The organism is Glutamicibacter sp. NPDC055354 (assembly GCF_053644955.1).
In genome coordinates, this window is record NZ_JBSHMB010000001.1 from 641,486 (window position 1) to 668,108 (window position 26,623).

Annotated in this window: 25 protein-coding genes; 2 read left to right on the forward strand and 23 right to left on the reverse strand. The window is 64.6% G+C overall.

The genetic code is table 11. The annotated features are described in order from the left end of the window. Window positions 1–8: 8 nt before the first annotated feature. Together ACWICV_RS02910 and ACWICV_RS02915 are read right to left on the reverse strand one after the other, a co-directional pair. Window positions 9–737 carry an MIP/aquaporin family protein gene (locus ACWICV_RS02910; protein ID WP_105658317.1) on the reverse strand — a complete coding sequence of 243 codons (729 nt, stop codon included), beginning with the start codon at window positions 735–737 and terminating at the stop codon, window positions 9–11. Window positions 738–796: 59 nt separating this feature from the next. Beyond that, window positions 797–2,476 (reverse strand): FAD-dependent oxidoreductase, encoded by a 1,680-nt coding sequence (locus ACWICV_RS02915; RefSeq protein WP_454090761.1) that lies wholly within the window; start codon window positions 2,474–2,476, stop codon window positions 797–799. 106 nt (window positions 2,477–2,582) lie between these two features. Here ACWICV_RS02915 and ACWICV_RS02920 point away from each other — a divergent pair, with 106 nt between their 5' ends. Together ACWICV_RS02920 and ACWICV_RS02925 are read left to right on the forward strand one after the other, a co-directional pair. Next, window positions 2,583–3,590, forward strand: coding sequence for a sugar-binding transcriptional regulator (locus ACWICV_RS02920; RefSeq protein ID WP_332486174.1), 1,008 nt, complete (start codon window positions 2,583–2,585; stop codon window positions 3,588–3,590). Window positions 3,591–3,600: 10 nt separating this feature from the next. Continuing rightward, window positions 3,601–4,497: an alpha/beta fold hydrolase gene (locus ACWICV_RS02925; RefSeq protein ID WP_454090760.1), complete on the forward strand. Its 897-nt coding sequence runs from the start codon at window positions 3,601–3,603 to the stop codon at window positions 4,495–4,497. Here ACWICV_RS02925 and ACWICV_RS02930 read toward each other — a convergent pair. The 21 genes from ACWICV_RS02930 to mltG form a co-directional block, all read right to left on the reverse strand. Continuing rightward, a complete protein-coding gene (locus ACWICV_RS02930; RefSeq protein WP_454090759.1) occupies window positions 4,494–6,455 on the reverse strand; it encodes a primosomal protein N' family DNA-binding protein in 1,962 nt (653 codons plus the stop codon). The genes ACWICV_RS02925 and ACWICV_RS02930 overlap by 4 nt on opposite strands. Window positions 6,456–6,464: 9 nt before the next feature. After that, the gene (gene metK, locus ACWICV_RS02935; protein ID WP_105658312.1) at window positions 6,465–7,670 is read right to left on the reverse strand and encodes a methionine adenosyltransferase; all 1,206 of its coding nucleotides are present in this window, start codon (window positions 7,668–7,670) and stop codon (window positions 6,465–6,467) included. A 76-nt stretch (window positions 7,671–7,746) separates the two neighbouring features. Then, window positions 7,747–8,973, reverse strand: coding sequence for a bifunctional phosphopantothenoylcysteine decarboxylase/phosphopantothenate--cysteine ligase CoaBC (gene coaBC / locus ACWICV_RS02940; protein WP_332730725.1), 1,227 nt, complete (start codon window positions 8,971–8,973; stop codon window positions 7,747–7,749). A gap of 102 nt (window positions 8,974–9,075) precedes the next feature. Next, window positions 9,076–9,336, reverse strand: coding sequence for a DNA-directed RNA polymerase subunit omega (gene rpoZ / locus ACWICV_RS02945; RefSeq protein ID WP_286134300.1), 261 nt, complete (start codon window positions 9,334–9,336; stop codon window positions 9,076–9,078). An 8-nt stretch (window positions 9,337–9,344) separates the two neighbouring features. Next, a complete protein-coding gene (gene gmk, locus ACWICV_RS02950; protein WP_105658309.1) occupies window positions 9,345–9,911 on the reverse strand; it encodes a guanylate kinase in 567 nt (188 codons plus the stop codon). 3 nt (window positions 9,912–9,914) lie between these two features. Next, the gene (gene mihF / locus ACWICV_RS02955; protein WP_013349055.1) at window positions 9,915–10,250 is read right to left on the reverse strand and encodes an integration host factor, actinobacterial type; all 336 of its coding nucleotides are present in this window, start codon (window positions 10,248–10,250) and stop codon (window positions 9,915–9,917) included. A 147-nt stretch (window positions 10,251–10,397) separates the two neighbouring features. Further along, entirely contained in the window at window positions 10,398–11,240 is an 843-nt protein-coding gene (pyrF, locus tag ACWICV_RS02960) for an orotidine-5'-phosphate decarboxylase (RefSeq protein ID WP_133833341.1), read from the reverse strand. Next, entirely contained in the window at window positions 11,233–14,511 is a 3,279-nt protein-coding gene (gene carB / locus ACWICV_RS02965) for a carbamoyl-phosphate synthase large subunit (protein ID WP_454090758.1), read from the reverse strand. The genes pyrF and carB overlap by 8 nt, the downstream gene beginning before the upstream one ends. Further along, entirely contained in the window at window positions 14,511–15,680 is a 1,170-nt protein-coding gene (gene carA / locus ACWICV_RS02970) for a glutamine-hydrolyzing carbamoyl-phosphate synthase small subunit (protein WP_400289104.1), read from the reverse strand. The genes carB and carA overlap by 1 nt, the downstream gene beginning before the upstream one ends. Further along, on the reverse strand, window positions 15,681–16,187 hold the full coding sequence (locus ACWICV_RS02975) for a PH-like domain-containing protein (RefSeq protein ID WP_105658305.1): 507 nt from the start codon (window positions 16,185–16,187) through the stop codon (window positions 15,681–15,683). Beyond that, window positions 16,180–17,484, reverse strand: a complete 1,305-nt coding sequence (locus ACWICV_RS02980; protein ID WP_454090757.1) for a dihydroorotase — start codon at window positions 17,482–17,484, stop codon at window positions 16,180–16,182. The genes ACWICV_RS02975 and ACWICV_RS02980 overlap by 8 nt, the downstream gene beginning before the upstream one ends. 11 nt (window positions 17,485–17,495) lie before the next feature. Then, window positions 17,496–18,458, reverse strand: a complete 963-nt coding sequence (locus tag ACWICV_RS02985; protein ID WP_105658303.1) for an aspartate carbamoyltransferase catalytic subunit — start codon at window positions 18,456–18,458, stop codon at window positions 17,496–17,498. Then, on the reverse strand, window positions 18,455–19,024 hold the full coding sequence (pyrR, locus tag ACWICV_RS02990) for a bifunctional pyr operon transcriptional regulator/uracil phosphoribosyltransferase PyrR (RefSeq protein ID WP_105658359.1): 570 nt from the start codon (window positions 19,022–19,024) through the stop codon (window positions 18,455–18,457). Before pyrR ends, ACWICV_RS02985 begins: the two co-directional genes overlap by 4 nt. A 711-nt stretch (window positions 19,025–19,735) precedes the next feature. Next, complete coding sequence (nusB, locus tag ACWICV_RS02995) at window positions 19,736–20,146, reverse strand: transcription antitermination factor NusB (protein WP_105658302.1); 411 nt, start codon at window positions 20,144–20,146, stop codon at window positions 19,736–19,738. Then, the gene (efp, locus tag ACWICV_RS03000; RefSeq protein WP_013349066.1) at window positions 20,146–20,706 is read right to left on the reverse strand and encodes an elongation factor P; all 561 of its coding nucleotides are present in this window, start codon (window positions 20,704–20,706) and stop codon (window positions 20,146–20,148) included. Before efp ends, nusB begins: the two co-directional genes overlap by 1 nt. Window positions 20,707–20,816: 110 nt before the next feature. Then, complete coding sequence (locus ACWICV_RS03005) at window positions 20,817–21,347, reverse strand: tetratricopeptide repeat protein (protein ID WP_105658301.1); 531 nt, start codon at window positions 21,345–21,347, stop codon at window positions 20,817–20,819. A gap of 4 nt (window positions 21,348–21,351) precedes the next feature. After that, the gene (gene aroB, locus ACWICV_RS03010; RefSeq protein ID WP_105661293.1) at window positions 21,352–22,443 is read right to left on the reverse strand and encodes a 3-dehydroquinate synthase; all 1,092 of its coding nucleotides are present in this window, start codon (window positions 22,441–22,443) and stop codon (window positions 21,352–21,354) included. Between the two features lie 79 nt (window positions 22,444–22,522). After that, a complete protein-coding gene (locus tag ACWICV_RS03015) occupies window positions 22,523–23,011 on the reverse strand; it encodes a shikimate kinase (RefSeq protein ID WP_454090756.1) in 489 nt (162 codons plus the stop codon). 13 nt (window positions 23,012–23,024) lie between these two features. Continuing rightward, window positions 23,025–24,224 (reverse strand): chorismate synthase, encoded by a 1,200-nt coding sequence (gene aroC, locus ACWICV_RS03020; protein ID WP_454090755.1) that lies wholly within the window; start codon window positions 24,222–24,224, stop codon window positions 23,025–23,027. Between the two features lie 29 nt (window positions 24,225–24,253). After that, complete coding sequence (locus ACWICV_RS03025) at window positions 24,254–25,093, reverse strand: shikimate dehydrogenase family protein (protein WP_454090754.1); 840 nt, start codon at window positions 25,091–25,093, stop codon at window positions 24,254–24,256. Window positions 25,094–25,166: 73 nt separating this feature from the next. Beyond that, on the reverse strand, window positions 25,167–26,621 hold the full coding sequence (gene mltG, locus ACWICV_RS03030) for an endolytic transglycosylase MltG (RefSeq protein WP_454090753.1): 1,455 nt from the start codon (window positions 26,619–26,621) through the stop codon (window positions 25,167–25,169). Window positions 26,622–26,623: the final 2 nt, after the last annotated feature.

Below are 26,623 nucleotides of genomic sequence, written 5' to 3' on the forward strand. Positions count from 1 at the left end.
CTCTCTTTCTAGAACATTGGCGCGGCGGCAAGTCCGCCAAGGATACCGCCGATGGCTGGACCAGCCAACGGAACCCACGAGTAGGACCAGTCGGAGGAGCCCTTGCCCTTGATCGGCAGGATGGCGTGGGCAATTCGTGGACCGAGGTCGCGGAACGGGTTGATGGCGTAGCCGGTGGCTCCACCCAGGGACAGGCCGATGGCAACAACCAGCAGGCCGACAGCCAGCGGGCCAAGCTCGTGAGGAGTATGCCCCAGTCCGGCGATCACGAACACCAGGACGAAGGTGCCGAAGATTTCCGAGACCAGGTTCCAGCCGTAGGAGCGGATGGCCGGTCCGGTGGCGAAGACGCCCAGCTGCGTGCCCGCGTTCTGCGGATCATCCAGGTGCTTCTTGTAGGACAGCCAGGTGCCCACGGCACCCAGGAAGGCGCCAATGAACTGCGCCGCGAAGTAGAGCAGCGTATTGGCCATGGTCTTGGCAACGCCGGGGGCGTACTCGGCAACGTCCGGGTTGACCAGCAGGCCCAGGGTGACTGCCGGGTTCAGGTGGGCTCCGGAGATCCCAGCTATCCAGACGCCGCAATAGACGCCCAGGCCCCAGCCGAAGCTGATGGCTACCCAGCCCGCGGCGCTGCCGAGAGTGCCTTTCAGGGCGACGTTCGCGCAGACGCCGCCGCCCATCAGCAGGAGAATGAAAGTGCCGGCTAATTCGGCGAGAAACACGTGAGTGGACAACGTTGACCTCTTAGTGGTTTCGAGTGCCAGCGGCGCCTTGCCGCCGGCCTGGATGCAGGTTAGACCAGGGTGACTCCGTGGGCTTCTGCGAGTACCGAGAGCGAATGGTCGATCTCGGCTTGGGTCTGGGACTGGTCCCAACCCATCGGCTCTGCAAGGCAATTAGCTGCCTCGATTACCAAATCCTTCGTGACCAGGCCGCGGAAGGCCAGGTTGGTGCGGCGGATGAAGACATCGATCAACCGGCCCACCTGCTCTTGGTTCGCCATGTAGGCCAACTCCTGGCAGGACAGCTCGTTGGTGTGCTCTAGCATGGTTTCGTTGCCGCCGAGGGTCTCCAGCAGGGCATCGGCTCCGGTGCCGTAGCGTTCGAGCAGCACGCGCAAGCGTTCGCGGCCGGCCTTGGACTCGCGCGCGGCATACCAAGCGGCGAGTTCGCCCTCGTTGGCCGGGAAGTTCTTTCCGCCACCGATGGCTACGCCGGCGGTGGACTTCACTTCACAGGCGCCGAGGAATTCCAGGGCCTTGCCGCCGAGGTTCTCGCTCAATGCGCGGAAGGTGGTCCACTTGCCGCCGATCAGCGAGAGCATGGTGGTCGCGTCGGTCAGGCGGGTTTCCTTGATCTGGTAATCGCGGGATACGAAGCCTGGCGCGGTGTCGTCATGGCTGGGCAGGGGGCGCACGCCGGAGAACTTGTAGACGATCTGTTCCCTGGTGGCCTTGATGCCCGGGAAGACATGGTGGACCAGCTCGAAGAAGTAGTCGACTTCCTCGTCGGTGCATACCGCTGGCTCGTTCATGTCGTGCTCGAGGTCGGTGGTGCCGACCAGCACGCGGCCGAGCATCGGGTAGATGAGCACGATTCGGCCGTCTTCATGCTCGAAGAAGATTTCGCGGCCTCCGGTAGCGGCGAGCAGTTCCGGGTGATCCAGCACGATGTGCGAACCCTTGGTGCCGCCGGTCCACTTGGTATCGCGGCCCAGGTCCTTGTTGGTCAGATCCACCCACGCGCCGGTGGCGTTGATGATGACATCGGCGTCGAAGTCGAATTCTTCGCCGGAGAGCATATCGCGCAGCTTCGCGGTGCCGCCGTCGACGCCGGCCAGCTCAACGTAGTTGCTGGCGCGGGCCTCGTCGTTGGCGTTCAGGCCTTCACGCAGCACATCCAGGGTCAGCCGCTCGGGGTTGTGCACCGAGGCGTCGAAATAGGTGGCGGTGTACTTGACGTCATCGCGCAGTGCTGGCAGATCCTGGCGGGCAGCCTTGCCGGCCTTGAAGTTATGCCAAGGGGTGTTGCGTCCGCCGATCCCTGCGAACACGTCGTACATGATCAACCCGGCCTTGATCAACGCCGCCCCGCGTTCGGTTGGCTTGCCCGACTTGTGGGACAGGAAGCGCATCGGTGCGCTGAGGATGCCGGAGAAGGTGGAGAAGATGGGAATGGTGGTCTGCAGCGGCTTCACGTAGTGCGGAGCGATCTCCAGCAGCGAGTTGCGCTCCTGCACCGACTCGTGAACCAGGCGGAACTCGCCGTTCTCCAGATAGCGGATTCCGCCATGGATCATGTGCGAGCTGGCACCCGAAGCGCCCTGGCAGTAATCGCCGCGCTCGATCAGGGCTACATCAATCCCCTGCATGGCCAGGTAGCGGAAGGTCGCTACGCCGTTGATGCCACCGCCAACAACCAGAACCTGCGCCTGCGGACGTTCGCGCAGTTTGGCTAGCTGTTCCCGAATCACGATTTGTGCCCCTTATGTAAATATTGAATGAGTCTGAAGCTAGTCTTGTTACTGAACGGCAAAGCGGTCAAACAAAATGCACAAACGTGCAGAAGTGGTCTGAATCATGATGAAATCCTCGTCCGGGGGCACCTACAAGCGGGCAACGACTGGCACATCTGTGCACAGCACCCCCAAGGCCAAGGATGCGCTGCGCGCCGCCCAGCTGTATTACCTTCAGGATATGAAGATGGAAGTGATCGCCAAGGAGCTGGGCACCTCGCGGTCCACGGTCTCCCGGTTGCTCACCCACGCCAAGCGCACCGGCATGGTTTCGATCAGCATCTCCCCCAGCGCCAACATGTCGGCGCTGCTGGGAAACCAGCTCTCCGAGCACTACGGGATCAGCTTCAACGTCGTACCCACCGATGGCAACATGGATGACTCCGAGCTGCTGGCCCGGGTCTCTGCGCACGCGGCCTACCTGCTCGGCGGCATGGTTTCCTCCTCGATGACGGTGGGTGTTGCCTGGGGATCGACCATGCAGTCGGTGTCCACGGCGCTGGGCTCCCACCCGACCCATGACACGAAAATCGTGCAGCTCAATGGAGCGGCTAATCCGGTGACCAGCGGCGTGCGCTATGCCAGCGACATCCTCACGCGTTTCGGCCAAGCCTTCACCGCCCGCACCGAGCAGTTCCCGGTCCCGGCCTTCTTCGACCGGGCCTCCACCCGCGACGCAATGTGGGAGGAAACATCGATCCGCCGGGTACTGCAGGTGCAGAAGGAGATGAGTCTCGCGGTATTCTCCCTGGGCTCGGCCGGCTCCGCCGTGGCTTCGCAGGTCTACCGCGGCGGCTACCTGACCAAGGCGGAAACCCAAGAGCTCAACGAGATCGGCGTGGTCGGCGACGTGGCCACGGTGTTCTTCGACAAGGACGGGAACAGCTCGAACATTTCGCTTAATGCCCGCTCCACCGGCCCGAACCTCGATGCCCTTCGCAAGGTGCCGACCCGTTTCTGCGTGGTCGCCGGCCGCGGCAAGCTCCAGGCCGTGCGCGGTGCGCTCAAAGGCGGGCTGATCACCGATCTGGTGATCGACGAGGGCACCGCTCTGGCGCTGCTGGACGGGTAGGGTTAAAGCCATGGCCCCACGACAGCAGCTAGTGACCACCCATCATTTGAACGGTGCAGAAATCCGGGTCTACACCCACCCGGCCCAGCAGCCCTCCCGCGGGGTGATCTACGCCGTGCATGGTTTCCGCGGAGACCACCACGGGCTGGCGCGCATCGTCTCGCACCTGGAGCACTACACGGTGATCGTTCCCGATCTTCCCGGCTTTGGCACTTCGACCTCGATGGCGGATCTGCCCCATGACGTCGAGGGGTACGCTGCGGTGCTCAATGAGCTGGCCGAAGAGCTGCAGCTGGAATCCTCCGTGCACCTGCTGGGGCATTCCTTCGGCTCGATCGTGGCCGCCAAGCTGGCCACCGTCCGCGGCTTTGCCTCGCTGGTATTACTCAACCCGATCTCCGAGCCGGCGTTGGAGTCCGACCAGGCGCTGCTGGCCAAGCTAACCAGCGGCTACTACGAGGTGTGCGCCAAGCTTCCGGCCCGCATCGGCGAACCGTTGCTGCGTTCCAGGCTGTTCAGCGATGCCATGAGCCTGGTGATGACCAAGAGCAGGGACCCGGAAATCCGCCGCTACGTGCGCGAGCAGCACCGCGCCTACTTCGGCGGCTTCCACTCGCGGGCCGCCTTGGCCCAGTCGTACCGCGCCTCGGTCAGCGCAACGGTCGGGGACTACTCCCCTGCGCTGGGCTTGCCGACGCTGATGGTCGGCGGCCTGCAAGACGAACTGGGCACCGCGCAGACGCAGGAGGCGCTGCGGGCCAGCTTCGCCAACGCCCAACTGGTCATGCTCGAGAACGTCGGGCACCTGATCCACTACGAGAAGGCTCCCGAAACCGCCGCCGCCATCGATGGCTTCCTGCAGCTGCTGGCAACCGGCCAGGCCGAGGATCCCGCGGCGGGCTCCTAGAGCGCGTCGTCCGGGTCGATAGCGATATTCACGACCGGGTCCTTGGCCGCGGACATGCTCGCGCGCAGCTGGCGCAGGGCCATGGTCACTGCCGGCCCGTCGGCGTAGGAGAAGAAGAGCACGTAGCGGTGCTCGGCCGGGGGCCCGTCTATCACCGTCGGGCCGTGGATTTGCACGCACTGCCGGGTCTGCGGATCCAGGTTCGCGACCAGCCGTTCGGCGCCCAGGCCCGAAATCACTGCGCTGCGCACTGCCGGAGGCAACCCCACCTCGCGGCGCTCGGCCAATTCGCGTTCGGCAAAGCTCGCCGGGTCATAGCGCACCAGCGCGGCCCCGGCGGGGCTCGGATTGCCGGTGAGCACCACTACCCCGTCGGCACGCGCCATGGAAGCAGCGGTGAACCAGCGGGAGATGACTTCTTCGGGGTTGCGCAGCGAATCGGGGGCCATCATCTTGTCGGCATCGAGCAGCAGAACCGCGGCGTAGCCGGATTCGGCAAATGGTTCGACCCCTGGCGTAGCGACCACCAGCGCCGGTTTGCCGGGAATCTTGTCCACGGGTTTTGCTCCGGTGGAAGAAATAACGCTGACCTTGGGGAAGGCCAGTCCGAGTTCTTCGGCGGTGCGGTCGGCGCCGATGCTGGCGGCCCGGATCCTCGGTGAGGCGCAGTGCACGCACCGGTAGTCGTGGTACTGCTCGCCGCACCAGCGGCAAGCCACATGCGAGCCTCTGCCGGCGATGTGCAGCGGGCCTTGGCAGGCAGTGCAGCGCGCCGGGGTCCGGCAGTCCTGGCAGGCCAGCGCCGGCATGAACCCGGTGCGCGCCACTTGCACCAGCACCGGGCCGGATTCCAGCGCCTTGCTAGCTTCCCGCCAGGCCAGCGAAGGGATGCGCGCCCGGGCGAGCACCGGGTCGCGCTCGAGCTCGAAATCGTTTGTGGTGGCCACAATGCGGGCGGTTTGCGCACGCAACAGGTCGCGGGGAACCTTCAGTTCGGTGGCCCAGCCGGTCGCCACCAGGCGCTGGGCTTCGACCGAGCGCGATGGCGATGCGATCAGCAGGGAGATGCCTGCTTGCTGGCTGCGCAGCAACGCCACCTCGCGGCTGTGCTGGTAGGGTGCGCGCTGTTCGCGGTGCGATTGGTCCGCGTCCTGCCACACGATCATCAGTTCCAGCCCGGGCACGTGGCATAGCGCCGCCGAACGGGTGCCGATGACGATCTGCACATGCCCTCCGATGGCACGCAGGAAGTTGCGGTAGCGCGGAGTCGGCCCGTCGTCGGCCTGCAGCCGCGCATAGGATTCGGCGCCGAAGTGCTCATCGAGATAGCCACCCAGCAGCCGCAGGTCGCGCGCGTCGGGCACGATCAGCAGCACGCGCTTGCCGCGCTCAAGCACCGGACGGGCCGCATCCATCAAGAAACCTGGCCAGGCACCGTGGAAATTCGGCACCCAGGTGGCAACGGCGCGCAGGGTTTCGCCGCTTCCCCAGGCGTCAAGCGCTTGGGCGCCGTGCTCGTAGCGGGAGAGCTGGTTCGGGGCGTCGGGCAGCAACGGCGCGACGGTGGCCATTTCCTCTTTTTCGACCTTGGCCGCGCGGGCGGGCACCGCAAGACGCACCACATCCCACAGGGTTCCGGCATAGCGGGTCGCGATCTCCTGCGCGGCGGCCACGATTTCCGGGTACAGCGCCACCTGGGTGCTGACCAGCTTGGCCAGCGGCCGCAGTTTCATCTCCGGGGCGTGGTCCTCGAGCACCGCGACGATGAATCCGGAGAGCAGCTGCGGCCCGAAGGGCACCTTCACGCGCACCCCCGCCACGGCATCCTGGGCCATCGAGGGAGGAATCTCGTAATCGAAGAAGCGGTCCAGGTGCGGGACGGAAGAATCAATCAGCACCCGGGCAACCCGCTTGAGGCGGGCCGGCTCGGGTGCTGAGATGAGGGCGTCTTGCTGCACGCTCAGGTCCTAGGCGTTGAACCAGCTGCGCAGGGCCTCGACGCGGTCCAGCTTCTCCCAGGTGAAGTCGTTGTCCTCGCGGCCGAAGTGGCCGTGGGCAGCGGTCTTGCGATAGATCGGGCGCTTCAAGTCCAGGTCTTCGATGATGCCCAGCGGGCGCAGGTCGAATACCTCGTTGATGGCCTTGGTGATCTTGGCCGGATCAACGGTTTCGGTGCCGAAGGTCTCCACATACAGGCCCACCGGACGGGCAACGCCGATCGCGTAGGCCACCTGGACCTCGGCACGGCGTGCCAGGCCGGCGGCGACCACGTTCTTGGCCACCCAGCGCATCGCGTAGGCAGCCGAGCGGTCGACCTTCGAAGGGTCCTTGCCCGAGAAGGCGCCTCCGCCGTGGCGGGCGAAGCCGCCGTAGGTGTCCACGATGATCTTGCGGCCGGTCAGCCCGGCATCGCCGACCGGGCCGCCGATGATGAACGGGCCCGATGGGTTCAGGATGATCTTGGTGTTCGAGATGTCCAGGCCCGAACGCTCCAGGATCGGGGTCACAACCTCTTCGTGCAGGTCGGCCTTCAGGGTCGCCAGCTCGTATTCGGCGGCGTGCTGGCTGGAGACGACCACGGTGTCCACAGAGACCGGCTTGTCGCCGTCGTAGCCAATGGTGACCTGGGTCTTGCCATCCGGGCGCAGCAGCGGCATGCGGCCGTTCTTGCGGACCTGGGTCAGGCGCTCGGACAGGCGGTGCGCCAGGAAAATCGGGGTCGGCATCAGCGAGTCGGTCTCATCCGAGGCGTAGCCGAACATCAGGCCCTGGTCGCCGGCACCCTGCATGTCGCGGGGATCCTTGGCCGTGCCTTCGCGCGACTCCAGCGAGTTGAAGACGCCGTCGTGGATCTCCTGGGACTGCTGGCCGATCGACACGGACACGCCGCAGCGCGCACCGTCGAAGCCGTTGGCCGAGGAGTCGTAGCCGATGTCCAGGATGGTCTTGCGGACGATCTCCGGGATCTCCACGTAGCCATTGGTGGTCACCTCGCCGGCAACGTGCACCAGCCCGGTGGTGGTCAGGGTCTCGACGGCGACCTTCGAGTCCGGATCCTGCGCCAGCATGGCGTCGAGGATCGCGTCGGAAATCTGGTCGCAAATCTTGTCCGGGTGGCCCTCGGTCACGGATTCCGAGGTGAAAAGACGAAGTTCAGGGGTTGTTGAAGTCACCGTATAACTCTATCTGGTCTCTGGGACCGGTAAGCAGATCTGGTACGTTTCGTGAACAAGCACCGTATGGCGCCACTCACTTTGTTACAGCTGCATGACTTTTTGTTGCATTCGAAATCTGTTCGATGACCACGCGGGCCACCTCGAGCTTGCTGCCCGAGGCCTGCACCGAGTCGGCGCCATCGGCGAAAAGAACCTGGATGCTATTGGTTTCCTGCCCGAAGGTCAGGGATGCGCCCACCTCGTTGACCACGAGCATTTCGCAGCCCTTGCGGTTCAGCTTGGCCTGGCCGTACTCCAGCACGGTCCCCTGCTCATCGCCGGTCTCGGCGGCAAAACCGACAATGAACGGCGGCAGTTGCGGATTCTGTCCGCGCGCGGCGACCAGCTCGGCGAGGATGTCCGGGTTGCGCACCAGTTCGATGACCGGAGCCGAATGCTCATCGCGCTTCTTGATCTTCGAGTTCTCGATTCTTGCCGGGCGGAAATCGGCGACCGCGGCATTCATGATCAGCACGTCTTGGCCCTCGGCGCAGTCGAAGACCGCCTCGCGCAGCTCCAGTGCGCTGGAGGCGTGCACCAGCCGCACGCCATGCGGCGCGGGCACTTCCAGATGGGTGGCGATCAGCGTGACCTCGGCCCCGGCATCTCTGGCGGCCTGTGCCAGCGCGACACCCTGGCGGCCCGAGGAGCGGTTACCCAGGAAGCGCACCGGGTCCAGCGGTTCACGGGTGCCGCCGGCGGTGATCAGCACCTTGGCTCCGGCCAGCACCGGTTCGGCGAGCAGGTCCTGGATTGCGGCGAAAATTTCATCGGGTTCTGGAAGCCGGCCCGGTCCCGAGTCCTTGCCGGTCAGCCGCCCGGAAGCGGGTTCGATCACCCGCACGCCGCGATCCCGCAGGGTCTGCACATTCGCGGCAGTGGCCGGATGCTGCCACATTTCGGTGTGCATGGCCGGGGCCATCACTACCGGCGCCCGCGTGGCCAGCAGGGTTCCGGTGAGCAGATCGTCAGCCAATCCCGCAGCGGCCTTGGCTAAGACGTCCGCGGTGGCCGGCACGACCATCACCAGATCGGCCTGCTGGCCCAGGCGCACGTGATTGACCGAATCCACCGCGTCGAACACGTTCGAGGTGACCGGATTTCCGGACAGGGCCTCCCAGGTGGCGTTGCCCACGAAGTTGGTGACGTTCCGGGTAGGGATCACGTCGACGTGGTGCCCGGCTTCGCGCAGCAAGCGCAGCAGGAGTACGGACTTGTAGGCGGCGATACCAGCGGAAACGCCTAGGACAATTCGCTTCACGAAGTACTTCCTCGAGGATTCGGTGCGGCAATGAGGTGGGTGCGGGAGAAAAAGGAGCTTAACGAAAAAGAAGGCGCCCGCTCAGGGGCGCCGACTTTTCGATTAGTCTTCGATGACCTCGGCTGCGGTTACCTTCAGCAGGTTATCGTCCAGCTCGCGCAAAGCGATGGTCAGCGGCTTCTCGTTCAGCTTGGTTTCCACCAGTGGGCCTACGTACTCGAACAGGCCTTCGTTCAGCTGCGCGTAGTAGGCGTTGATCTGGCGTGCACGCTTGGCCGAGTTCAGCACAATGGCGTACTTCGAGTCGTTGGTCTCAAGCAACGAGTCGATCGATGGGTTAATGATTCCCTCTGGGTTGGACACAGGACTCCCTATTTGTCGTTCTTTAGCCCCATGAGGGCTACAAGCTCTTCGGCGGCACGTGCGACATCGTCGTTGACGATGGTCACGTCGAATTCAGATTCCGCTGCAAGTTCTAGTTTAGCGGTTTCTAGGCGGCGCTGCTGTTCCTCGGCCGTTTCAGTGCCGCGTCCCACAAGGCGGCGCACCAATTCCTCCCATGATGGCGGTGCCAAGAAGACGAATTTTGCCTCGGGCATCGACTCCTTGACCTGGCGCGCACCTTGCAGATCGATTTCCAGCAGAACCTTCTTGCCATCTGCCACTGCATCTTCAACCGTCGATCGAATCGTGCCGTAGCTGTTCTGGCCATGGACAACAGCCCATTCCAGCATCTGGCCTTCCTCGACCAGGGATTGGAAGCGTTCGGGGCCCACGAAGAAGTAGTGGACTCCATCCTGCTCCCCTGGCCGGGCGTTGCGGGTCGTTGCGGACACCGAAAGCCAGACATCTGGATAGTTATCGCGGATGTAGGTAGAGACGGTGCCCTTGCCTACTGCCGTGGGGCCGGCTAGAACAGTTACCGACGCAGCGGTCATTGACTACACTTTCGTTTTTGGCGGGCTTTGCTTGAAGTGCTCGGTGATTGCGGTGCGCTGCTTGCGTCCCAGTCCGCGCAGACGGCGGGAAGGGGAAATGCCAAGTCGCTCCAGCAAATTTGCCGCGCGTACTTCACCTACGCCCGGTACCGATTCCAGAAGGTCCATGACACGCATGCGTCCCACGGCTTCATCTTCGTATACCAAGTCTAGTACCTCGGTGATGGAAATTTTGCCGGCACTGAACTCGGCCTTGATTTCTGCACGACGAGTGCGTGCGGCGAGTGCCTTGGCGCGGGCGCGGATACGATCTTCGTCAGAGAGTTCTCGCAGTACCATCGTTCAGCCATCCTTCAGTTGTAGTGGACTAAGGCTTATGTTGAGAAACATAGCGAGCTAACGCTGCTTTTGCAAGACTAAACGCGTTGTGGCTACTAGAAACTCTAATAGCCACAACGCGCCTATGTCACTTATTCGAATTTTTTGCTAGCGAGCTGCCAGCAATTCGTCCCTAACCCGCAGGGCTTTTTCCCTGAGAGCGGCCTTACTCGGCCCCTCTTTGAGGATGTCCCTGCTGCTCGTGCCCAGTACCTGGCCGTAGCTTGAGGCGAATGACTTGGCAATATCCGCGGCCGTGGCACCCTGGGCGCCGAGCCCTGGTGTGAGCAGCGGAGCCTTGGAAGCTGCCAGATCGATTCCGAGCTTGGACGGTGCATCCCCGATGGTCGCACCAACAACCAGCCCGACATGTCCTAAATCTCCTGCGTATGCATTATCCGCAGTGACTTGGTCAATAATTGATTTAGCAACCGAGTTTTCCCCGCCTACGTGCTGTACCGATGGCCCCTCGGGGTTGGAAGTCAGTCCGAGAACGAACACTCCCCTGCCGGTTCCAGCAGCCAAATCCAATGCCGGACGCAGCGATTCATAACCCAGGTACGGGCTCAGAGTCACGGCATCAGCGGCCAGCGGAGAAGCATCATCGAGCCATGCGCTCGCGTACGCTGCCATGGTCGAACCGATATCCCCGCGCTTGGCGTCGGCCAGCGTGAGCAGTCCAGCGGACTTCGCAGCACTCAAGGTTTCTTCCAATGCGGCAAATCCCTTGGACCCGAAACGCTCGTACAGAGCCACCTGGGGCTTGAGGATTGCCGCCGCACCGGCCATCGCTTCCACGACGGTCAGTGAGAAAGATCGCACGCCCTCGGCCGTATTTTCCAGCCCCCAGGCTTCCAGCAGCGCCGGGTGGGGATCAATCCCCACGCACAGCGGGCCGGAAGCCTGCATGGCTGAACGAAGCCGCTGACCGAATGGGGTCGGCTCAGGCATTGCGCGCTGCGTTCAGGTTGGCGTCGTGCACCTGCAAGCTGGTGACATCCCACTCGTACTCGCGCAGGGCATCGATCGCCTGGACCGAAGCGTTGAACTCCGCCACGGTGGTGATGACCGGGGTGCCGACAGACGTCGCGGCGGCGCGGATTTCGTAGCCATCGCCACGTGCATCCGAGCCCGACGGGGTGTTCAGGATCAGGCCGATCTGGCCGGCTACGATCAAATCGACAATGGACTCCCCGCCTTCGTGCAGCTTGCCGACCACCTGGGTCGGGATGCCGTTGCGGCGCAGCACTTCCGCGGTGCCGCCGGTGGAGATGATCTCGAAGCCCTGGTCAGCAAGGTGCTTGACCGGCAGGACGATCGAGCGCTTGTCGCGGTTGGTGACCGAGACGAAGACCTTGCCGCCGGTTGGCAGCGGGTTGTTCGCTGCGGCCTGCGACTTGGCGAAAGCGGTGTCGAAGTACTTGTCGATGCCCATGACTTCGCCGGTGGAACGCATTTCTGGGCCGAGCAGCGAGTCGACGACCTTGCCCTCCGGGGTGCGGAAGCGGGCGAACGGCATGACTGCTTCCTTGACGGCGATCGCCGCCGATTCCGGCAGGTGCGCGCCATCGCCGGATGCTGGCAGGTAGCTGCCGCGCATTTCGGCCAGGGTACGGCCCACGCCGATCAGCGCGGCGACCTTGGACAGCTGCACGCCGGTAGCCTTCGAGGTGAATGGCACAGTGCGCGATGCACGCGGATTCGCTTCGATCACGTACAGGATGTCGCTGGCGAGGGCGAACTGGATGTTGATCAGGCCACGCACGCCCACGCCTTCGGCGATCGCACGGGTTGCCGCGGCAACGCGGTCGCGCACGTCGGCGCCCAGGGTGATCGGAGGCAGGGTGCAGGCCGAGTCCCCGGAGTGGATGCCGGCTTCCTCGATGTGCTCCATGATGCCGCCGACGTACAGGTCGGTGCCGTCGAACAGGGCGTCGACATCGATCTCGATGGCGTCTTCCAGGAAGCGGTCCACCAGTACCGGGTGGTCCACGGTGATTTCGGTCGCGTTGGTGATATAGCGCTCGAGGTTGGCCTCGTCGTACACGATCTCCATGCCGCGTCCGCCCAGCACGTAGGAAGGGCGAACCAGTACCGGGTAGCCGATGGAGTCGGCGATGGTCTTGGCATCGGCGAAGGACACCGCGGTGCCGTTCTTCGGCGCTACCAGCCCGGCGTTATCCAGTACCTGCTGGAAGGCGCCGCGGTGCTCGGCCAGGTCGATGGCCTCGGGCGAGGTGCCCAGGATCGGCACGCCGGCAGCCTTCAGCTCGGCGGCGAGCTTCAGCGGAGTCTGGCCGCCAAGCTGGACGAACACGCCCAGCACGCCGCCGGTTTCCTCTTCAGCGTGGATGACCTCCAGGACATCTTCCAAGGTCAGCGGCTCGAAGTAGAGGCGGTCGGAGATGTCGTAATCGGTGGAGACGGTCTCGGGGTTGCAGTTGACCATGACGGTCTCGTAGCCCTCGGCGCGCAGCGCCATCACCGCGTGGACGCAGGAGTAGTCGAACTCGATGCCCTGGCCGATGCGGTTCGGGCCCGAGCCCAGGATGATGACCGACTTCTTCTCGTGGCTCTCCAGCTCGGTCTCTTCGTCGTACGAGGAGTACATGTACGGGGTGAAGGCCTCGAATTCGGCGGCGCAGGTGTCCACGGTCTTGTAGACCGGGCGCACGCCCAGGGCATGGCGGATGCCGCGGATGACCGATTCGGCCTTGCCGGTGAGCTGGGCGAGCTGGACATCGGAGAAGCCGTGGCGCTTGGCTTCGCGCAGCACGTGCTCCGGCAGGTGCTTGTTCGCGGCCACCAGCTGCGCGACCTCGTTGATCAGCTGCAGCTGGTCCAGGTACCACGGGTCGATCGCGGTGGTCTCGAACAGCTTCTCGAGGGATACGCCGGAGAACAGCAGGCGCTGGACCAGCGACAGGCGCTCGGTCGAGCCCTTGACGATCGAGGCCAGCACGGCCTCGTGCTCGGATTCCGGGATCGGCTCGAAGGACAGCTCGGAGCCCTTCTGCTCCAGGGAGCGCAGCGCCTTTTGCAGCGCTTCGGTGAAGTTGCGGCCCAGGGCCATCGCTTCGCCGACCGACTTCATGGTGGTGGTCAGGGTCTTGTCCGCTGCCGGGAACTTCTCGAAGGCGAAGCGCGGAACCTTCACTACCACGTAGTCCAGGGCCGGTTCGAAGGAAGCCGGGGTCTTCTGGGTGATGTCGTTCGGGATCTCATCCAGGGTGTAGCCCACGGCCAGCTTGGTGGCGATCTTCGCGATCGCGAAGCCGGTGGCCTTGGAGGCCAGTGCCGAGGAGCGCGAGACGCGCGGGTTCATCTCGATGACCACGACGCGGCCGGTGTCAGGCTCGATGGCGAACTGGATGTTGCAGCCGCCGGTGTCCACGCCGACTTCGCGGATGACCGCGATCGAGATGTCGCGCAGCTTCTGGTATTCGCGGTCGGTCAGGGTCATGGCCGGGGCCACGGTGATCGAGTCGCCGGTGTGCACGCCGACCGGATCGAAGTTCTCGATGGAGCAGACGACCACGACGTTGTCGTTCTTGTCGCGCATCATCTCCAGCTCGTATTCCTTCCAGCCCAGGATGGACTCCTCCAGGAGCACCTCGGTGGTTGGCGAGTACTGCAGGCCGGCGCCCGCGATGCGGCGCAGGTCCTCCGGGTTGTAGGCCATGCCCGAGCCCAGGCCGCCCATGGTGAACGACGGGCGCACGACTACCGGGTAGTTCAGCTCCTCGACGGCAGCGAAGGCCTCGTCCAGGGTGTGCACGATGACCGAGCGGGCGGATTCGGCGCCGCAGCGCTCCACGACGCCCTTGAACTTCTCGCGGTCCTCGCCCAGCTCGATGGCTTCGATGTTCGCGCCGATCAGCTCGACGTCGTACTTCTCCAAGGCACCGGACTTGTCCAGGGCGATGGCGGTGTTCAGCGCGGTCTGCCCGCCCAGGGTCGGCAGGATCGCATCCGGGCGTTCCTTGGCAATGATCTTCTCGACGACCTCGGGGGTGATCGGCTCCACATAGGTGGCGTCGGCGAATTCCGGGTCGGTCATGATGGTGGCCGGGTTGGAGTTGACCAGGATGACCCGCAGGCCTTCCTCCTTGAGCACACGCAGTGCCTGGGTGCCAGAGTAGTCGAACTCAGCGGCCTGGCCGATGACGATCGGACCCGAACCGATAACGAGAACTGATTTCAGATCGGTGCGCTTAGGCATTACTTGCTGTCCTTTTCTGCGGCGGAATCCAACGCGGTCATGAAGCGGTCAAAGAGGTAGGCGGCATCGTGGGGGCCGGATGCTGCCTCTGGGTGGTACTGCACGGAGAAGGCCGGGATGTCCAGGCAGCTCAGGCCTTCGACCACGTGGTCGTTCAGCGAATAGTGCGAGACTTCGACCTTGCCGAAGCGTTCGACCGGAGCGGTGACGGCGCCCTCGATGGGCGCGTCGACGGCGAAGCCGTGGTTCTGGCTGGTGATTTCCACGCGGCCGGTGGCCTTGTCCATCACCGGCTGGTTGATTCCGCGGTGGCCGAAGCGCAGCTTGTAGGTGTCGAAGCCCAGCGCGCGGCCCAGGATCTGGTTGCCGAAGCAGATGCCGAAGTACGGGATGCCGGCATCGAGCACCGAACGGACCAATTCCACTTGGGCGGTGGCGGTGGCAGGGTCGCCGGGGCCGTTGGAGAAGAACACGCCGTTAGCGCCGGTGGCCTTGATATCTTCCAGGGTGGCGTTGTACGGCAGCACGTGCACGCGCAGGCCGCGCTCGGCCAGGCGGTGCGGGGTCATCGACTTCATGCCCAGGTCGATCGCGGCCACGGTGTGCTTGGCCTCGCCGTCGTAGCCGTGGTCCGTTGGCTCGACGATGTAGGCGGCGTCCACCGAAACCTCGGCGGAGATGTTGCGGCCTGCCATCGACGGCTGCGCCTTGACCAGGGCCACCAGCTCGGCGTCGGTCTTCGCGGCGTCATCGCCGGAGAAGATGCCGGACTTCATCGCGCCGGCGTCGCGCAGGTGGCGGGTCAGCGCGCGGGTGTCCACGCCCTGGATGCCCACGATGCCGTACTCGACCAGATCAGCATCAAGGGTGCGCTCGCTGCGCCAGTTGCTTGGCCGGCGGGCGGCGTCGCGTACCACGTAGCCGGCAGCCCACATGCGGGTGGATTCCGGATCTTGCGAGTTCACGCCGGTGTTGCCGATGTGCGGGAAGGTCTGCACGATGATCTGGTGCGCGTAGGACGGGTCAGTCAGGGTTTCCTGGTAGCCGGTCATGCCGGTGGTGAACACTGCTTCTCCCAGGGTGGTGCCCACGGCGCCATAGCTGCGCCCGCGGAAGATGCGGCCATCTTCAAGTACCAACACGGCTGGTAGGTTGCTCAGGGAATTCACTTATTTGTCTCCTGCTCGGCTTACGTCGTTGTGCGACGCCAGCAACTGATAGATCTTTGGGGTGTCCTCGTGGTAGCGGGGACGGAATCCGGTGTCGAAGGTGAAGCCGTCCTTGTTCCAGGTGATGACGATCAGGCCGTTCTTCTCCACGACCTTGCCGATCATCCCGTTGCTGCGCTTCACGTCCTCGTAGTGCTCCCACGGGATGTGCACGTCGCGCGCTCCGGAACGGATCAGGTGCAGCCCTTCGCGTCCCAGTTCCAAGGTGGCGTTGGTGCGCACCCCGAGCTCATGGACCGCGATGCGCGCCAGCCAGTCGTCGAACCGGGTGGTGACCACATACATGCCTGCGAAATGGTGCTCCACCTCATCGGCGAAGTCCTCGAAGGGCTCGGGAATCGCTGACTGCCTGGCCTTGAGGTTCCGCCAGCCGAAAAGGATCAGGCCCACGCCTGCGACGATCGCGACAATCGTCCAGATCAACGGGGTCAGGGCTCCCTCAGGCATTGGCCGTCCTCGGGGTAGCCAGCTGGCCATCGAGCACGGTGGCATGGCCGTGGAAGAAGGTCGTGCGCACCGATCCTGGCAGCTCCATGCCGGCGAACGGCGAGTTGCGCCCCTTGGTGGCCATGGCGGCCGGGTCGACGATCCAGCGGGCTGCCGGATCGACCAGCACCAGGTTGGCAGCTTCGCCGATGGCGATCGGTCGGCCCTGGTCGGCAACGCGGCCGATCTGCGCGGGCACCTGCGAAGTAATGCGGGCCACGCCCTCCCAGCCCATCAGCCCGGTGTCCACCAGCGTGTGCTGCACGATGGACAGCGCGGTCTCCAGGCCGGTCATGCCCATGGCGGCCGCGCCCCACTCGCAGTCCTTGGCCTCGGAGGGGTGCGGGGCGTGGTCGGTGCCGATCACGTCGATGGTGCCGTCGGCAACGCCCGCGCGCAGCGCCATCACGTCTTCTTCGCGGCGCAGCGGCGGGTTGACCTTGAAGACCGGGTCGTAGGTGCGCACCTTCTCATCGGTGAGCAGCAGGTGGTGCGGGGTGACCTCCGCGGTGACCTGGATGCCGCGGGCCTTGGCCCAGCGGATGATCTCCACCGAGCCGGCCGTGGACACATGGCACACGTGCAGGCGGGCGCCGACGTGCTCGGCCAAGAGCACATCGCGGGCGATGATCGATTCCTCGGCGACCGCTGGCCAGCCGGGCATGCCCAGGATGGCGGAGACTTCGCCCTCGTTCATCTGGGCGCCTTCGGTCAGGCGCGGTTCCTGGGCGTGCTGGGCGATGACCCCGTCGAAGGCCTTCACGTATTCCAGGGCGCGGCGCATCAGCAGCGGATCCCAGACGCAGATGCCGTCATCGGAGAACATCTTCACCTGGGCACGGGAATCGGCCATTGCGCCGATTTCGCTCAGCTGCTTGCCGGCCAACCCGACGGTCACCGCGCCGACCGGGCGGACATCCACCCAGCCTGCCTTGCGGCCCAATTCGTAGACCTGCTCGACGACGCCGGCGGTATCGGCTACCGGGGTGGAGTTGGCCATGGCGTGCACGGCGGTGTAGCCGCCGCGGGCCGCTGCCTGCGAACCGGTTTCCACGGTTTCGGCGTCTTCGCGGCCTGGTTCGCGCAGGTGAGTGTGGGTGTCGACGAGCCCGGGCAGGAGCACGAGATTCCGCGCGTCGATGACCTGGGCATCGCCGGCGGCAGCAATGCTGCCCAGCTGGGCGATCTTGCCGTCGGCGATCAGCACGTCGACCGGTTCGCCGCCGAGGATGGAGGCCTGCTGGATCAAGTAGTTCATGGTTTCTTCCTTCAGATCAGGTCGCCGGAGAGGAGCATGTAGAGGCTGGCCATGCGCACGGCCACGCCATTGGTGACCTGGTCGAGCACGGTGGAGCGCGGCGAATCCGCGGCAGCCGAGGAGATTTCCAGGCCGCGGTTCATCGGGCCCGGGTGCATGATCAGGGTTTCGGCGCCCGAGGCGTCCAATTGCGCCAGGCGCGCATCGTCCAGTCCCCAGTAGCGCGAGTATTCGCGGGGGTTCGGGAAGTAGGCGGCGTTCATCCGCTCGCCCTGCACGCGCAGCATCATCAGCGCGTCAACGCCCGAGGCGATCACTGCATCCAGGTCGTAGCTGATGGCGCAGGGCCAGGAGCCGGCGCCGAAAGGCAGCAGGGTCGGAGGGGCCACCATCGTCACTTCGGCACCGAGGGTGTTCAGCAGCCACAGGTTGGAGCGGGCCACGCGTGAATGCAGGATATCCCCGACGATCGCGACCTTCAGTCCGTCCAGGCCGCGGCCTGCCGGGCTGGTGCCATCGCGCAATGCCACCTGGCGGCGCAGGGTGAATGCGTCCAGCAGCGCCTGGGTGGGATGCTCGTGCGTGCCGTCGCCTGCATTGACGATGGGCAGGCCAATCCAGTCCGTGGCCGCTAGCCGGGCCGGGGCGCCGGAATCCGGGTGGCGGATGACCACTGCGTCGGCACCAATGGCCAACAGGGTCTGGGCGGTATCCTTCAGGGACTCGCCCTTGGAAACGCTCGAGCCCTTGGCCGAGAAATTGATGACGTCCGCGCTCAATCGCTTGGCGGCGGCCTCGAAGGAAATCCGGGTGCGGGTGGAGTCCTCGAAGAAGAGGTTCACCACGGTGCGACCGCGCAGGGCCGGAAGCTTCTTGATGGCACGGGTCGAGGACTCGCGCATCTCTTCGGCAATATCAAGGATGGCGATGGCTTCTTCGCGGGTCAGGTCCGCGGTGGATAGCAGGTGTTTCACGCGGCGCCCTCGATCACGACTTCGTTTTTCCCATCGATTTCCGCCAAGTGCACGCGCACCTTTTCGCTCTTGGCTGTCGGCAGGTTCTTGCCCACATGATCGGCGCGGATCGGCAGTTCCCGATGCCCGCGGTCAACCAGGACGGCCAGCCGCACGATGCGGGGGCGGCCCCAGTCTGCCAGGGCATCCAGGGCGGCGCGGATGGTGCGTCCGGAGTACAGGACGTCGTCAACCAGGACCACGACCTTGCCTTCGATGCCGCCTGCTGGCAGGCGCGTCGGCGACGGGGTGCGGGTAGTGGAGTGGCGCAGATCATCACGGTACATGGTGATGTCGAGCTGGCCTACCAGGGATGCCGGGTCCAGGTTGCCCGGGGCGGTAGCCGCGATTCGCGCTGCCAGCCGCTGTGCCAGCGGGAAACCTCGGCTGGGAATGCCTAGGAGCACCAGGTCGTCGGTGCCCTTGTTGGCCTCGATGATCTCGAAGGCTACGCGAGTGAGTACACGTTCGATGTCGTCGCCGGTTAATACCGTGCGGGCAGCATCTGGCACTGAATTTTCATTCATGCTGTGCACCTCTCCCTTCTCCGCCTCACGGGACGGGATTTAAAGGAATATTGCTAACTCAAATTATCACGAGCGGGAGCTGATTCCCTAGCGGAAACCTATGCATGACACTGAATAGGGCATGGGATCGGTCACAGCGATCGGCCGGCGGCTTCGTGCGACCGGCAGAACCACGCAGATCCCTGCGCTTGGCCTTGGCCCCGCGCGCAGATGTGTTGCGATCGACACACCCGCGAAGTGGCGTGGGCCCGGGATTCCTCGTGCATGATCGGCCCGCACGCCCGGGCAAGGCATTCGCGCAGCAGATCTGCAGGCCCGCTATGCCGCGCGTACTGCTCGTGCAGGATTTGCGCCGCTCCGTCGAACTCGGATCCCGGCGGACCCGAGTTCCTGCCCGCCGGATCAGCCCGGGATATCCAGGTCCCAGTTCCGCTCCGCTTCACCTAGATGGTGCGGCAGGACAAGCAGTCCGAGCGTGGAAAGCAGAACCGAACGCGTGGACAGCAGCAAAGCATCCAGCCCCCGGCATTCGAGCCCGTGGCCAGCCGGTTGCCGTGCAGGTGGCCCGCTCCCCTGCCGGGCCCGCTTCGCCTGCTTCGCCGTGATCCTGCGCGGGCCGAGCCGCAACGGGCAACGGCTGAACGCAAAAAAGCCCGGGCCGGAACCCCATGAAAGGGGTTCCGGCCCGGGCTCGGAATGATGAGGATCGAATTAGTCGACCAGGGTGTCCTTGACGCTCTGGATGCGACCCAAAACGCCATTGACGAACTCCGGCGATTCATCGGTGGACAATTCCCGGACGTTCACCACGGCTTCAGCCACGGCTACTGCATCGGGAACGTCGTCGTTGTAAAGCAGCTCCCACACGCCGATGCGCAGTGCGCTGCGGTCAACCGCTGGCATGCGCTCGATGGTCCAGTCCTTGACGTAGCTCTCGAGAACTTCGTCAATGCGGTCCAGGTGTGCGGTAACGCCTTCGATGATCGTCAGCGAGTACTCGTTGAGTACGATATCCGAGTTTTCCCGTCGTGCGATGGCTACGGCCAGCGGATTGACATCGCGGGCTTCGGCTTCGAACAGGAACTCAAGGGCTCGGCGACGGGCTTTGGCGCGGGCTCTCACTAGTTGACACGACCCAGGTAGTCGCCGGTGCGGGTGTCGACCTTGACCTTGGTGTTCTGCTCAACGAACAGCGGAACCTGGATTTCCTTGCCGGTTTCCAGGGTTGCCGGCTTGGTGCCAGCCGACGAGCGGTCGCCCTGCAGGCCTGGCTCGGTGTAGGTGATTTCCAGGATGACCGAAGCTGGCAGTTCCAGGTACAGCGGGCTGCCATCGTACATGGCGATGGTCAGTTCCTGGTTCTCCAGCAGGAAGCCTGCTGCATCGCCAACGGTGGTGCCGGACACGGTGATCTGGTCGTAATCTTCCAGGTTCATGAAGACGTAGTCTTCGCCATCCTGGTAGAGGTACTGGTAGTCGCGGCGGTCAACGGTGGCCAGCTCGATCTTGGTGCCAGCGTTGTAGGTCTTGTCCAAGACCTTGCCGGACATGACGTTGCGCATCTTGGTGCGAACGAATGCGCCGCCCTTGCCTGGCTTGACGTGCTGGAAGTCAATGATGGTCCAAAGCTGGCCATCGATCTTGATGACCTGTCCATTCTTGATGTCAGTTGTATCCGCCACGGTTCCTCAATCCTCTATTTTCGCCAGCTAGCGCCGGCATTATCAAAAATCCATCTCCAAGTTTACCCTACGCACCATGCGGTACAAAGGGTTTCACACGGTGGCGCGCATTACTGCGCGGCGCGCTCCTCGGCAATTTGCATGCAGGTGCTTGCGGCGTTGACCAGGTACGCGTCGTCGTCCAGCGCGATGCGCAGATCCAGGGCCTTGCGGAAACGGGTTGCCGCCGCCTTGAAATCGCCCTTCGCGAAGAAGGACAGGCCAGCGTGGTGGTGGATCAGCGGCTCGTATGCCGTGCCGGCGAATTCCTCGGCCAGCTTGCGCAGGCGGTTGATCGCGCGATCGAAGTCGCCCTGCATGCGGGTCAGCTCGGTGTCCAGCACGCGCAGGTGGGCGTTGGTTGGATCCACGAAACGCGATTCCGCGATCAGCTCGCCGGCTTTCACCAGCTCCCCACGCGCCAGCAGCACCATGACCTGGTCGGTAGGGGAACCGACCAGCAGCTGCTGCTCGGCCGCGGCCTCGTCGGCGATGTAGGGCTTCAGCGTTTGGGGGTCGATCAGCACGCCCTCTACGGCGGTGCCGACACCTTCGCGGTTTACCGATGCGACGTCAATGGCGTATGCGGTGTAGTCGACCATGTAGTTACTCTCCGATTTCCTGGTAGGCGGCGAAGAGCAGCGAGTTATCGGGGACTTCGTAGATGCGCGGCTTGCCGATTTCTTCCAGCACGACGAAGCGCAGCTGGCTGCCGCGGGCCTTCTTGTCACGCTTCATGCCATCGAGCAGTGCAGCCCAGCGGTCATTGCGGTAGGTGGTCGGCAGGCCAAGGGACTTGAGGATCGCGACGTGGCGATCGGCCACCGCGTCGGAGGTGTAGCCAACCGAGCGGCCCAATTCGGCGGCGAAGGCCAGCCCGATGGACACGGCGGCACCATGGCGCATCTGGTAGCGTTCGGACAGCTCGATGGCGTGGGCCAGGGTGTGGCCGTAGTTCAGGAATTCGCGGTCGCCGGCTTCCTTCAGGTCGCGGGAAACCACGTCGACCTTCACCGCGATGGTGCGCTCGACCAGTTCGCGCAAGCGGTCGCTGGCCGGGTCGATGGCATCGGCTGGATCTTCTTCGATCAGTTCCAGGATGCGCTCGTCGGCGATGAATCCGCACTTGACGATCTCGGCCATGCCGGTCACCAGCTCGTTCTTCGGCAAGGTGGCCAGCGCGTCCAGATCGGCGAGCACGCCTGCTGGCGGGTGGAAGGCGCCAACCAGGTTCTTGCCTTCGGCGGTGTTGATCCCGGTCTTGCCGCCTACGGCAGCGTCGACCATGGCCAGCAGCGAGGTAGGGATATGGATGACCTTCACGCCGCGCAGCCAGGTGGCTGCGACAAAACCTGCGACGTCGGTGACGGCGCCGCCGCCCACGGAGATCACGGCATCGGAACGGGTGAAATCGTTCTTGCCCAGCACTTCCCAGCAGAAGGAGGCGACTTGGATGTGCTTGCCCTCTTCGGCGTCCGGAATCTCTGCGGTCAATGCTTCCAGGCCGGACTTCGCCAGTTCGTCGCGCACGACGTCGCCGGTGGCGCGCAGGGCCCGCGGGTGGATGACCAGGACCTTCTTGACCGCGGGGCCAAGCAGTTCGGGCAAGTGGCCCAGCAGGCCGTTGCCGACCATGACAGGGTATGACTCCCCTGGGGTGCTTCCGGTGACCTTCAGAGTGGTCGGTGCGATAGGCATCAGTCTAGTTCCTCCTGATGGTGGTGATTTTTCTAGCGTACGCGTGCGTTCGGCCAGAAGTTGCATCTCGTGAGGCTAATCACAGGGCGTCCAGCTGCGGCAAAAGCTCGTCGATAATTTGCGGAACGGACTTTCCATCCACCAGAACGTGCACGTCAGCGAGCATTTCGTAGATGGGGCGGCGTTTTTCGTAAACGGAGATCCAGCTGTTGAGGGCTTGGTCACCAGCCAGCAGCGGGCGGTGCCCGTCGCCCTTGATGCGCTCGGCTGCGGCCTGTTCACCCAGCTCCAGGTAGATCACCGTCCCGCGCGAAAGCAGCTGCTGGTTCTCTTCGCGCAGCACTGCGCCTCCCCCGGTGGCGACCACGCCGGTGCGCAGCCGGCACAGCGCCTGGACTTCCAGGTCGCGGAAATGCGCTTCGCCGTACTCGGCGAAGATCTGCGCGATGGTTCCGTGGTGGGCGACGATGGCCGCGTCCGAATCCGCAAAGCTCGTAGAAAGGGCCGTGGCCAGTGACTTGCCCACGGTGGACTTGCCACTGGCCATCGGACCAATGAGGTAGATCATTGAAGCGCGCTTCCTAGACGCCGGTCGAACCCAGGTTGCCCGGGATGTTCGCCAGGTAGGACTCGATATTGCGCTTGGTTTCGGCCACCGAGTCGCCGCCGAACTTCTCCAGCAGGGACTGGGCGAGCACCAGGGCGACCATTGCTTCTGCCACGACGCCGGCTGCCGGCACCGCACAGACATCCGAACGCTGGTGGTGCGCGGTGGTGTCCTCGCCGGTGGCGGTGTCCACGGTGCGCAGGGCGCGGGGCACGGTGGCGATCGGCTTCATGCCGGCGCGCACGCGCAGCACCTCGCCGATGCTCATGCCGCCCTCGATGCCGCCGGCGCGGTTCGAGTTGCGCTTGATGCTGCCGTCTTCGGCGTGCACGATCTCGTCGTGGGCGGCCGAGCCGCGGCGGGCGGCCGTGGCGAAGCCGTCGCCGACCTCCACTCCCTTGATTGCCTGGATGCCCATCAGGGCCGCGGCCAGGCGTGCGTCCAGGCGGCGGTCCCAGTGCACGTAGGAGCCGATGCCCGGAGGCAGGTTGTAGGCCAGGACCTCGACAACGCCGCCCAGGGTCTCCCCTGCCTTGTGCGCGTCATCGACTTCGGCGACCATCGCCTCGCTGGTTTCCTGGCGGAAGCAGCGCAGCGGGTCGTTATCCAGCGCCGCAACGTCGGCGGCCGTGGGAAGCGGCGCATCGGCTGGTGCAGCCACGGAGCCGACGGCGGTGGTGTGCGAAACGAGCTGGATGCCCAAGTCGTTCAGGAAACGGGAAGCCACGGTGCCCAAGGCGACACGGGCCGCGGTTTCGCGGGCGCTGGCGCGCTCCAGGATCGGGCGGGCGTCCTCGAAGCCGTACTTCTGCATGCCGGTGAAATCGGCGTGCCCCGGACGCGGCCGGGTCAGTGGCGCATTGCGCGCCATCGAGGCCAGTTCATCCAGGTCCACCGGATCCGCGTTCATCACGCGTTCCCACTTGGGCCATTCGGTATTGCCGATTTCAATGGCTACCGGGCCGCCCTGGGTCTTGCCATGGCGGACACCGCCAAGGAAGGTGACCTGGTCCTTTTCAAACTTCATGCGCGCGCCGCGGCCATAGCCGAGGCGTCGGCGCGCCAGTGCCTCTCGCACTGCTTCGCTATCCACCGATACTCCGGCGGGTAGTCCTTCGAGAATTCCAACAAGTGCCGGGCCATGCGATTCGCCCGCGGTCAACCAACGCAACATGTCATCTATTTTGCCATGGCACGAACTGATTACTGGTGTCGGGCCAGACCCAAAGAGTCATACATCGCATTTGTGACGTCCATGCGACGCGATTCCTCCCATGCACCGGCGCTGAAGAGCCGCACTTGTTCCACCGCCTGGTGCACCAGCATGTGCAGCCCGCTGATCACGGTTCCCTGCCAAGACCGGGCCAAGGCCGAAGGCCACGGATCGTAGGCGACATCCAGCAGGATTCCGGTGCCTGCGCCGATCGCCGGCACCCAGTCATCGGCCGCGTGCGGCGGCAGGGTGGAGAAGACCAGCGGAATCTCGTTGAGCGTGGTGGCCAGCTCCTGGCCGATGCCCGAAATCTCGTGGACGGACGTTTCCATCCCGAGCTCGCGGGCCAATTCGACAGCGCGGGTGGCACGGGAGGCTGCGCGCACCACCAGCGTCAGCTGCCGGGCGCCGATTTCTGCGGCGGCCTCGATGGCGGCCAGCGCGGTGTTGCCCGAACCCAGGACCATCGCTTGCGCGCTGCGGGCGAGCCCGAAATCCGCCAGGGCCTGGACCAGGCCGTCGATGTCGGTGTTTTCCCCGTAGAGGGTGCCGTCTTCGCGGACCACCACGGTGTTCAGCGCACCAAGGCGTTGCACGCGGGCGGACAGCTCATCCATCTGCGGCACGAACGCATCCTTCAGCGGCATGGTGACCGAGCAGCCCGCCCAGTTTCCTGCGCGCAGCTCGACCGCGTGCCCGGCAGCATCCCCCGGTTCCAGATCGATCGCGCTGTAGCTGATCGGCACGCCGAGCAGCTGGTAGGCGGCGCGGTGCAGCACCGGCGACTTGGAGTGGCTGATGGGGTGGCCGAGAACGGCTGCCTGCTTCATGGCTTCATGGACTTTCTGCTTGTGGCTGCCCGCACAGCGGCAGCAGTGCGGCTGGCAAGCACGGGAATCCGCGCTAGCAGACTCCTGGATTCTGGTTGCACCAGGCGCGGAATTCTGCCTGGTTCTGCCGGTGCTCAGCGTAGGTCGAGGCGAATTTGGTTTCACCGGTTTCGATGTTGACCGTCACCCAGTAGTAGTAGCCGTTGCTTTCCGGATGGGCAGCAGCCTCGATCGCAGAATTCGCCGGCGAGCCCAAGGGGGTTGGCGGCAGGCCGGTGTGCACATAGGTGTTGTACTTGTTCGACGCGTCCTGCTTCTCCTGGGCGCTGAACTGCAGCGAGTAGCGGTCCAGCCCGTAGATCACCGAGGAGTCGACCTGCAGCAGCCCGTGGGTTTCGCGGTTGCCCGGGTCCAGGCGGTTCTCGATCGCGCCGGCGACCGTGGCGTAGTCCGGGGTGCGTGCCTCGGCCTGCAGGATCGAGGCGACCTTCAGGGTGCGGTAGCCCTCTTCGAGGTCGGTGATGCCGGCCTGCTCCAGGGAAGCCTTGGTGGCCTTGACCAGTTCGCCCAGGACTTCTTCGGCGTCGGCGTTCAGCGGGAAGCGGTACTCCCCCGGGTGCAGCCAGCCTTCGAGGCTCGGCACCGAGGCAGGCAGGCCGAATTGCTGCGGCTTCTTGGCCAGCTCCTGCAGATCCTTTTCCGCCAGGCCCGAGCCCTTGGCAATCTCCTTGATCGCCGCGTCCAGGCGCATATTGGCCTTCAGCCCGATGTAGAAGACCTTGTCTGGACGCTGGTTCACGAGGATATCTGCCGCGTCGGCCGCTGGCATCTGCTTCTTGAGCAGGTAGGTGCCGGGGTGGATCAGCTTGCTCTGCGCTTCGGAGTCCGCGACGGCGTCGGTGAACAGGCCGTCGCTGGAGACGACATCGAGCTCTTCGAGCTTGCGCGAAATGATCTTCAAGCCCCAGCCATCTTCCACGGTGAATTCCACCGCGGCGCCGCCTGGGCCTGGATAGTCGTCCGGGTTGAACTGCTTGAGCACGGACTTGACGAAGTAGACCGAACCGGCGACCACCAGTGCGAAGATCAGCACGGTGGCCAGCATGACCAGGTTGCGCTTGCGCTTGGTGCGCTTGCGCCGCTGGGCCTTGCCGGCGGCGGCGGCCTGGGCAGCTTGGTCATCGTGGGGATCGACGCTGAGCACCGCGGCCTGCTGCGCGGCGTCGGCCTCGTGCGAGTAGTGCTCCTGGGCGGCATCCTCGTGCCCGGCAAATGCTGGCGCATCGGAGGCGGCGGCTGACTGGGCGGGGAGGAACCTGGTGTCGGTTCCTTCCCTGTCCGGGGCTTCCTGGTCTGCGGGCTCCTGCCAGCTGTCCTCGGCCGCCGCCAGCGATTGGCGGTAATGCCCGGTGCCGGTCAGTTCCGGTTCTGAGGGTTGTTCGATCGGCAAGCCAGTGCCGGCGGCAAAGCGTTCGTATAGCGCGCGATGCGTTTCGCGTTGCCGTTCATGGCGGGCTTCTTCTCGCATCA

What these genes read in the sequence shown, in the direction of transcription:
- aroC (WP_454090755.1), bottom strand. Translation starts at nt 24,224, where the DNA reads ATGTTGCGTTGGTTGACCGCGGGCGAATCGCATGGCCCGGCACTTGTT.
- mihF (WP_013349055.1), bottom strand. Translation starts at nt 10,250, where the DNA reads ATGGTACTGCGAGAACTCTCTGACGAAGATCGTATCCGCGCCCGCGCC.
- ACWICV_RS03015 (WP_454090756.1), bottom strand. Translation starts at nt 23,011, where the DNA reads ATGATCTACCTCATTGGTCCGATGGCCAGTGGCAAGTCCACCGTGGGC.
- carB (WP_454090758.1), bottom strand. Translation starts at nt 14,511, where the DNA reads ATGCCTAAGCGCACCGATCTGAAATCAGTTCTCGTTATCGGTTCGGGT.
- pyrR (WP_105658359.1), bottom strand. Translation starts at nt 19,024, where the DNA reads ATGAATGAAAATTCAGTGCCAGATGCTGCCCGCACGGTATTAACCGGC.
- ACWICV_RS02920 (WP_332486174.1), top strand. Translation starts at nt 2,583, where the DNA reads ATGATGAAATCCTCGTCCGGGGGCACCTACAAGCGGGCAACGACTGGC.
- ACWICV_RS02975 (WP_105658305.1), bottom strand. Translation starts at nt 16,187, where the DNA reads ATGCCTGAGGGAGCCCTGACCCCGTTGATCTGGACGATTGTCGCGATC.
- ACWICV_RS02980 (WP_454090757.1), bottom strand. Translation starts at nt 17,484, where the DNA reads ATGAACTACTTGATCCAGCAGGCCTCCATCCTCGGCGGCGAACCGGTC.
- gmk (WP_105658309.1), bottom strand. Translation starts at nt 9,911, where the DNA reads ATGACCGCTGCGTCGGTAACTGTTCTAGCCGGCCCCACGGCAGTAGGC.
- ACWICV_RS03025 (WP_454090754.1), bottom strand. Translation starts at nt 25,093, where the DNA reads ATGAAGCAGGCAGCCGTTCTCGGCCACCCCATCAGCCACTCCAAGTCG.
- aroB (WP_105661293.1), bottom strand. Translation starts at nt 22,443, where the DNA reads ATGCCTATCGCACCGACCACTCTGAAGGTCACCGGAAGCACCCCAGGG.
- mltG (WP_454090753.1), bottom strand. Translation starts at nt 26,621, where the DNA reads ATGCGAGAAGAAGCCCGCCATGAACGGCAACGCGAAACGCATCGCGCG.
- pyrF (WP_133833341.1), bottom strand. Translation starts at nt 11,240, where the DNA reads ATGCCTGAGCCGACCCCATTCGGTCAGCGGCTTCGTTCAGCCATGCAG.
- ACWICV_RS02925 (WP_454090760.1), top strand. Translation starts at nt 3,601, where the DNA reads ATGGCCCCACGACAGCAGCTAGTGACCACCCATCATTTGAACGGTGCA.
- ACWICV_RS03005 (WP_105658301.1), bottom strand. Translation starts at nt 21,347, where the DNA reads ATGGTCGACTACACCGCATACGCCATTGACGTCGCATCGGTAAACCGC.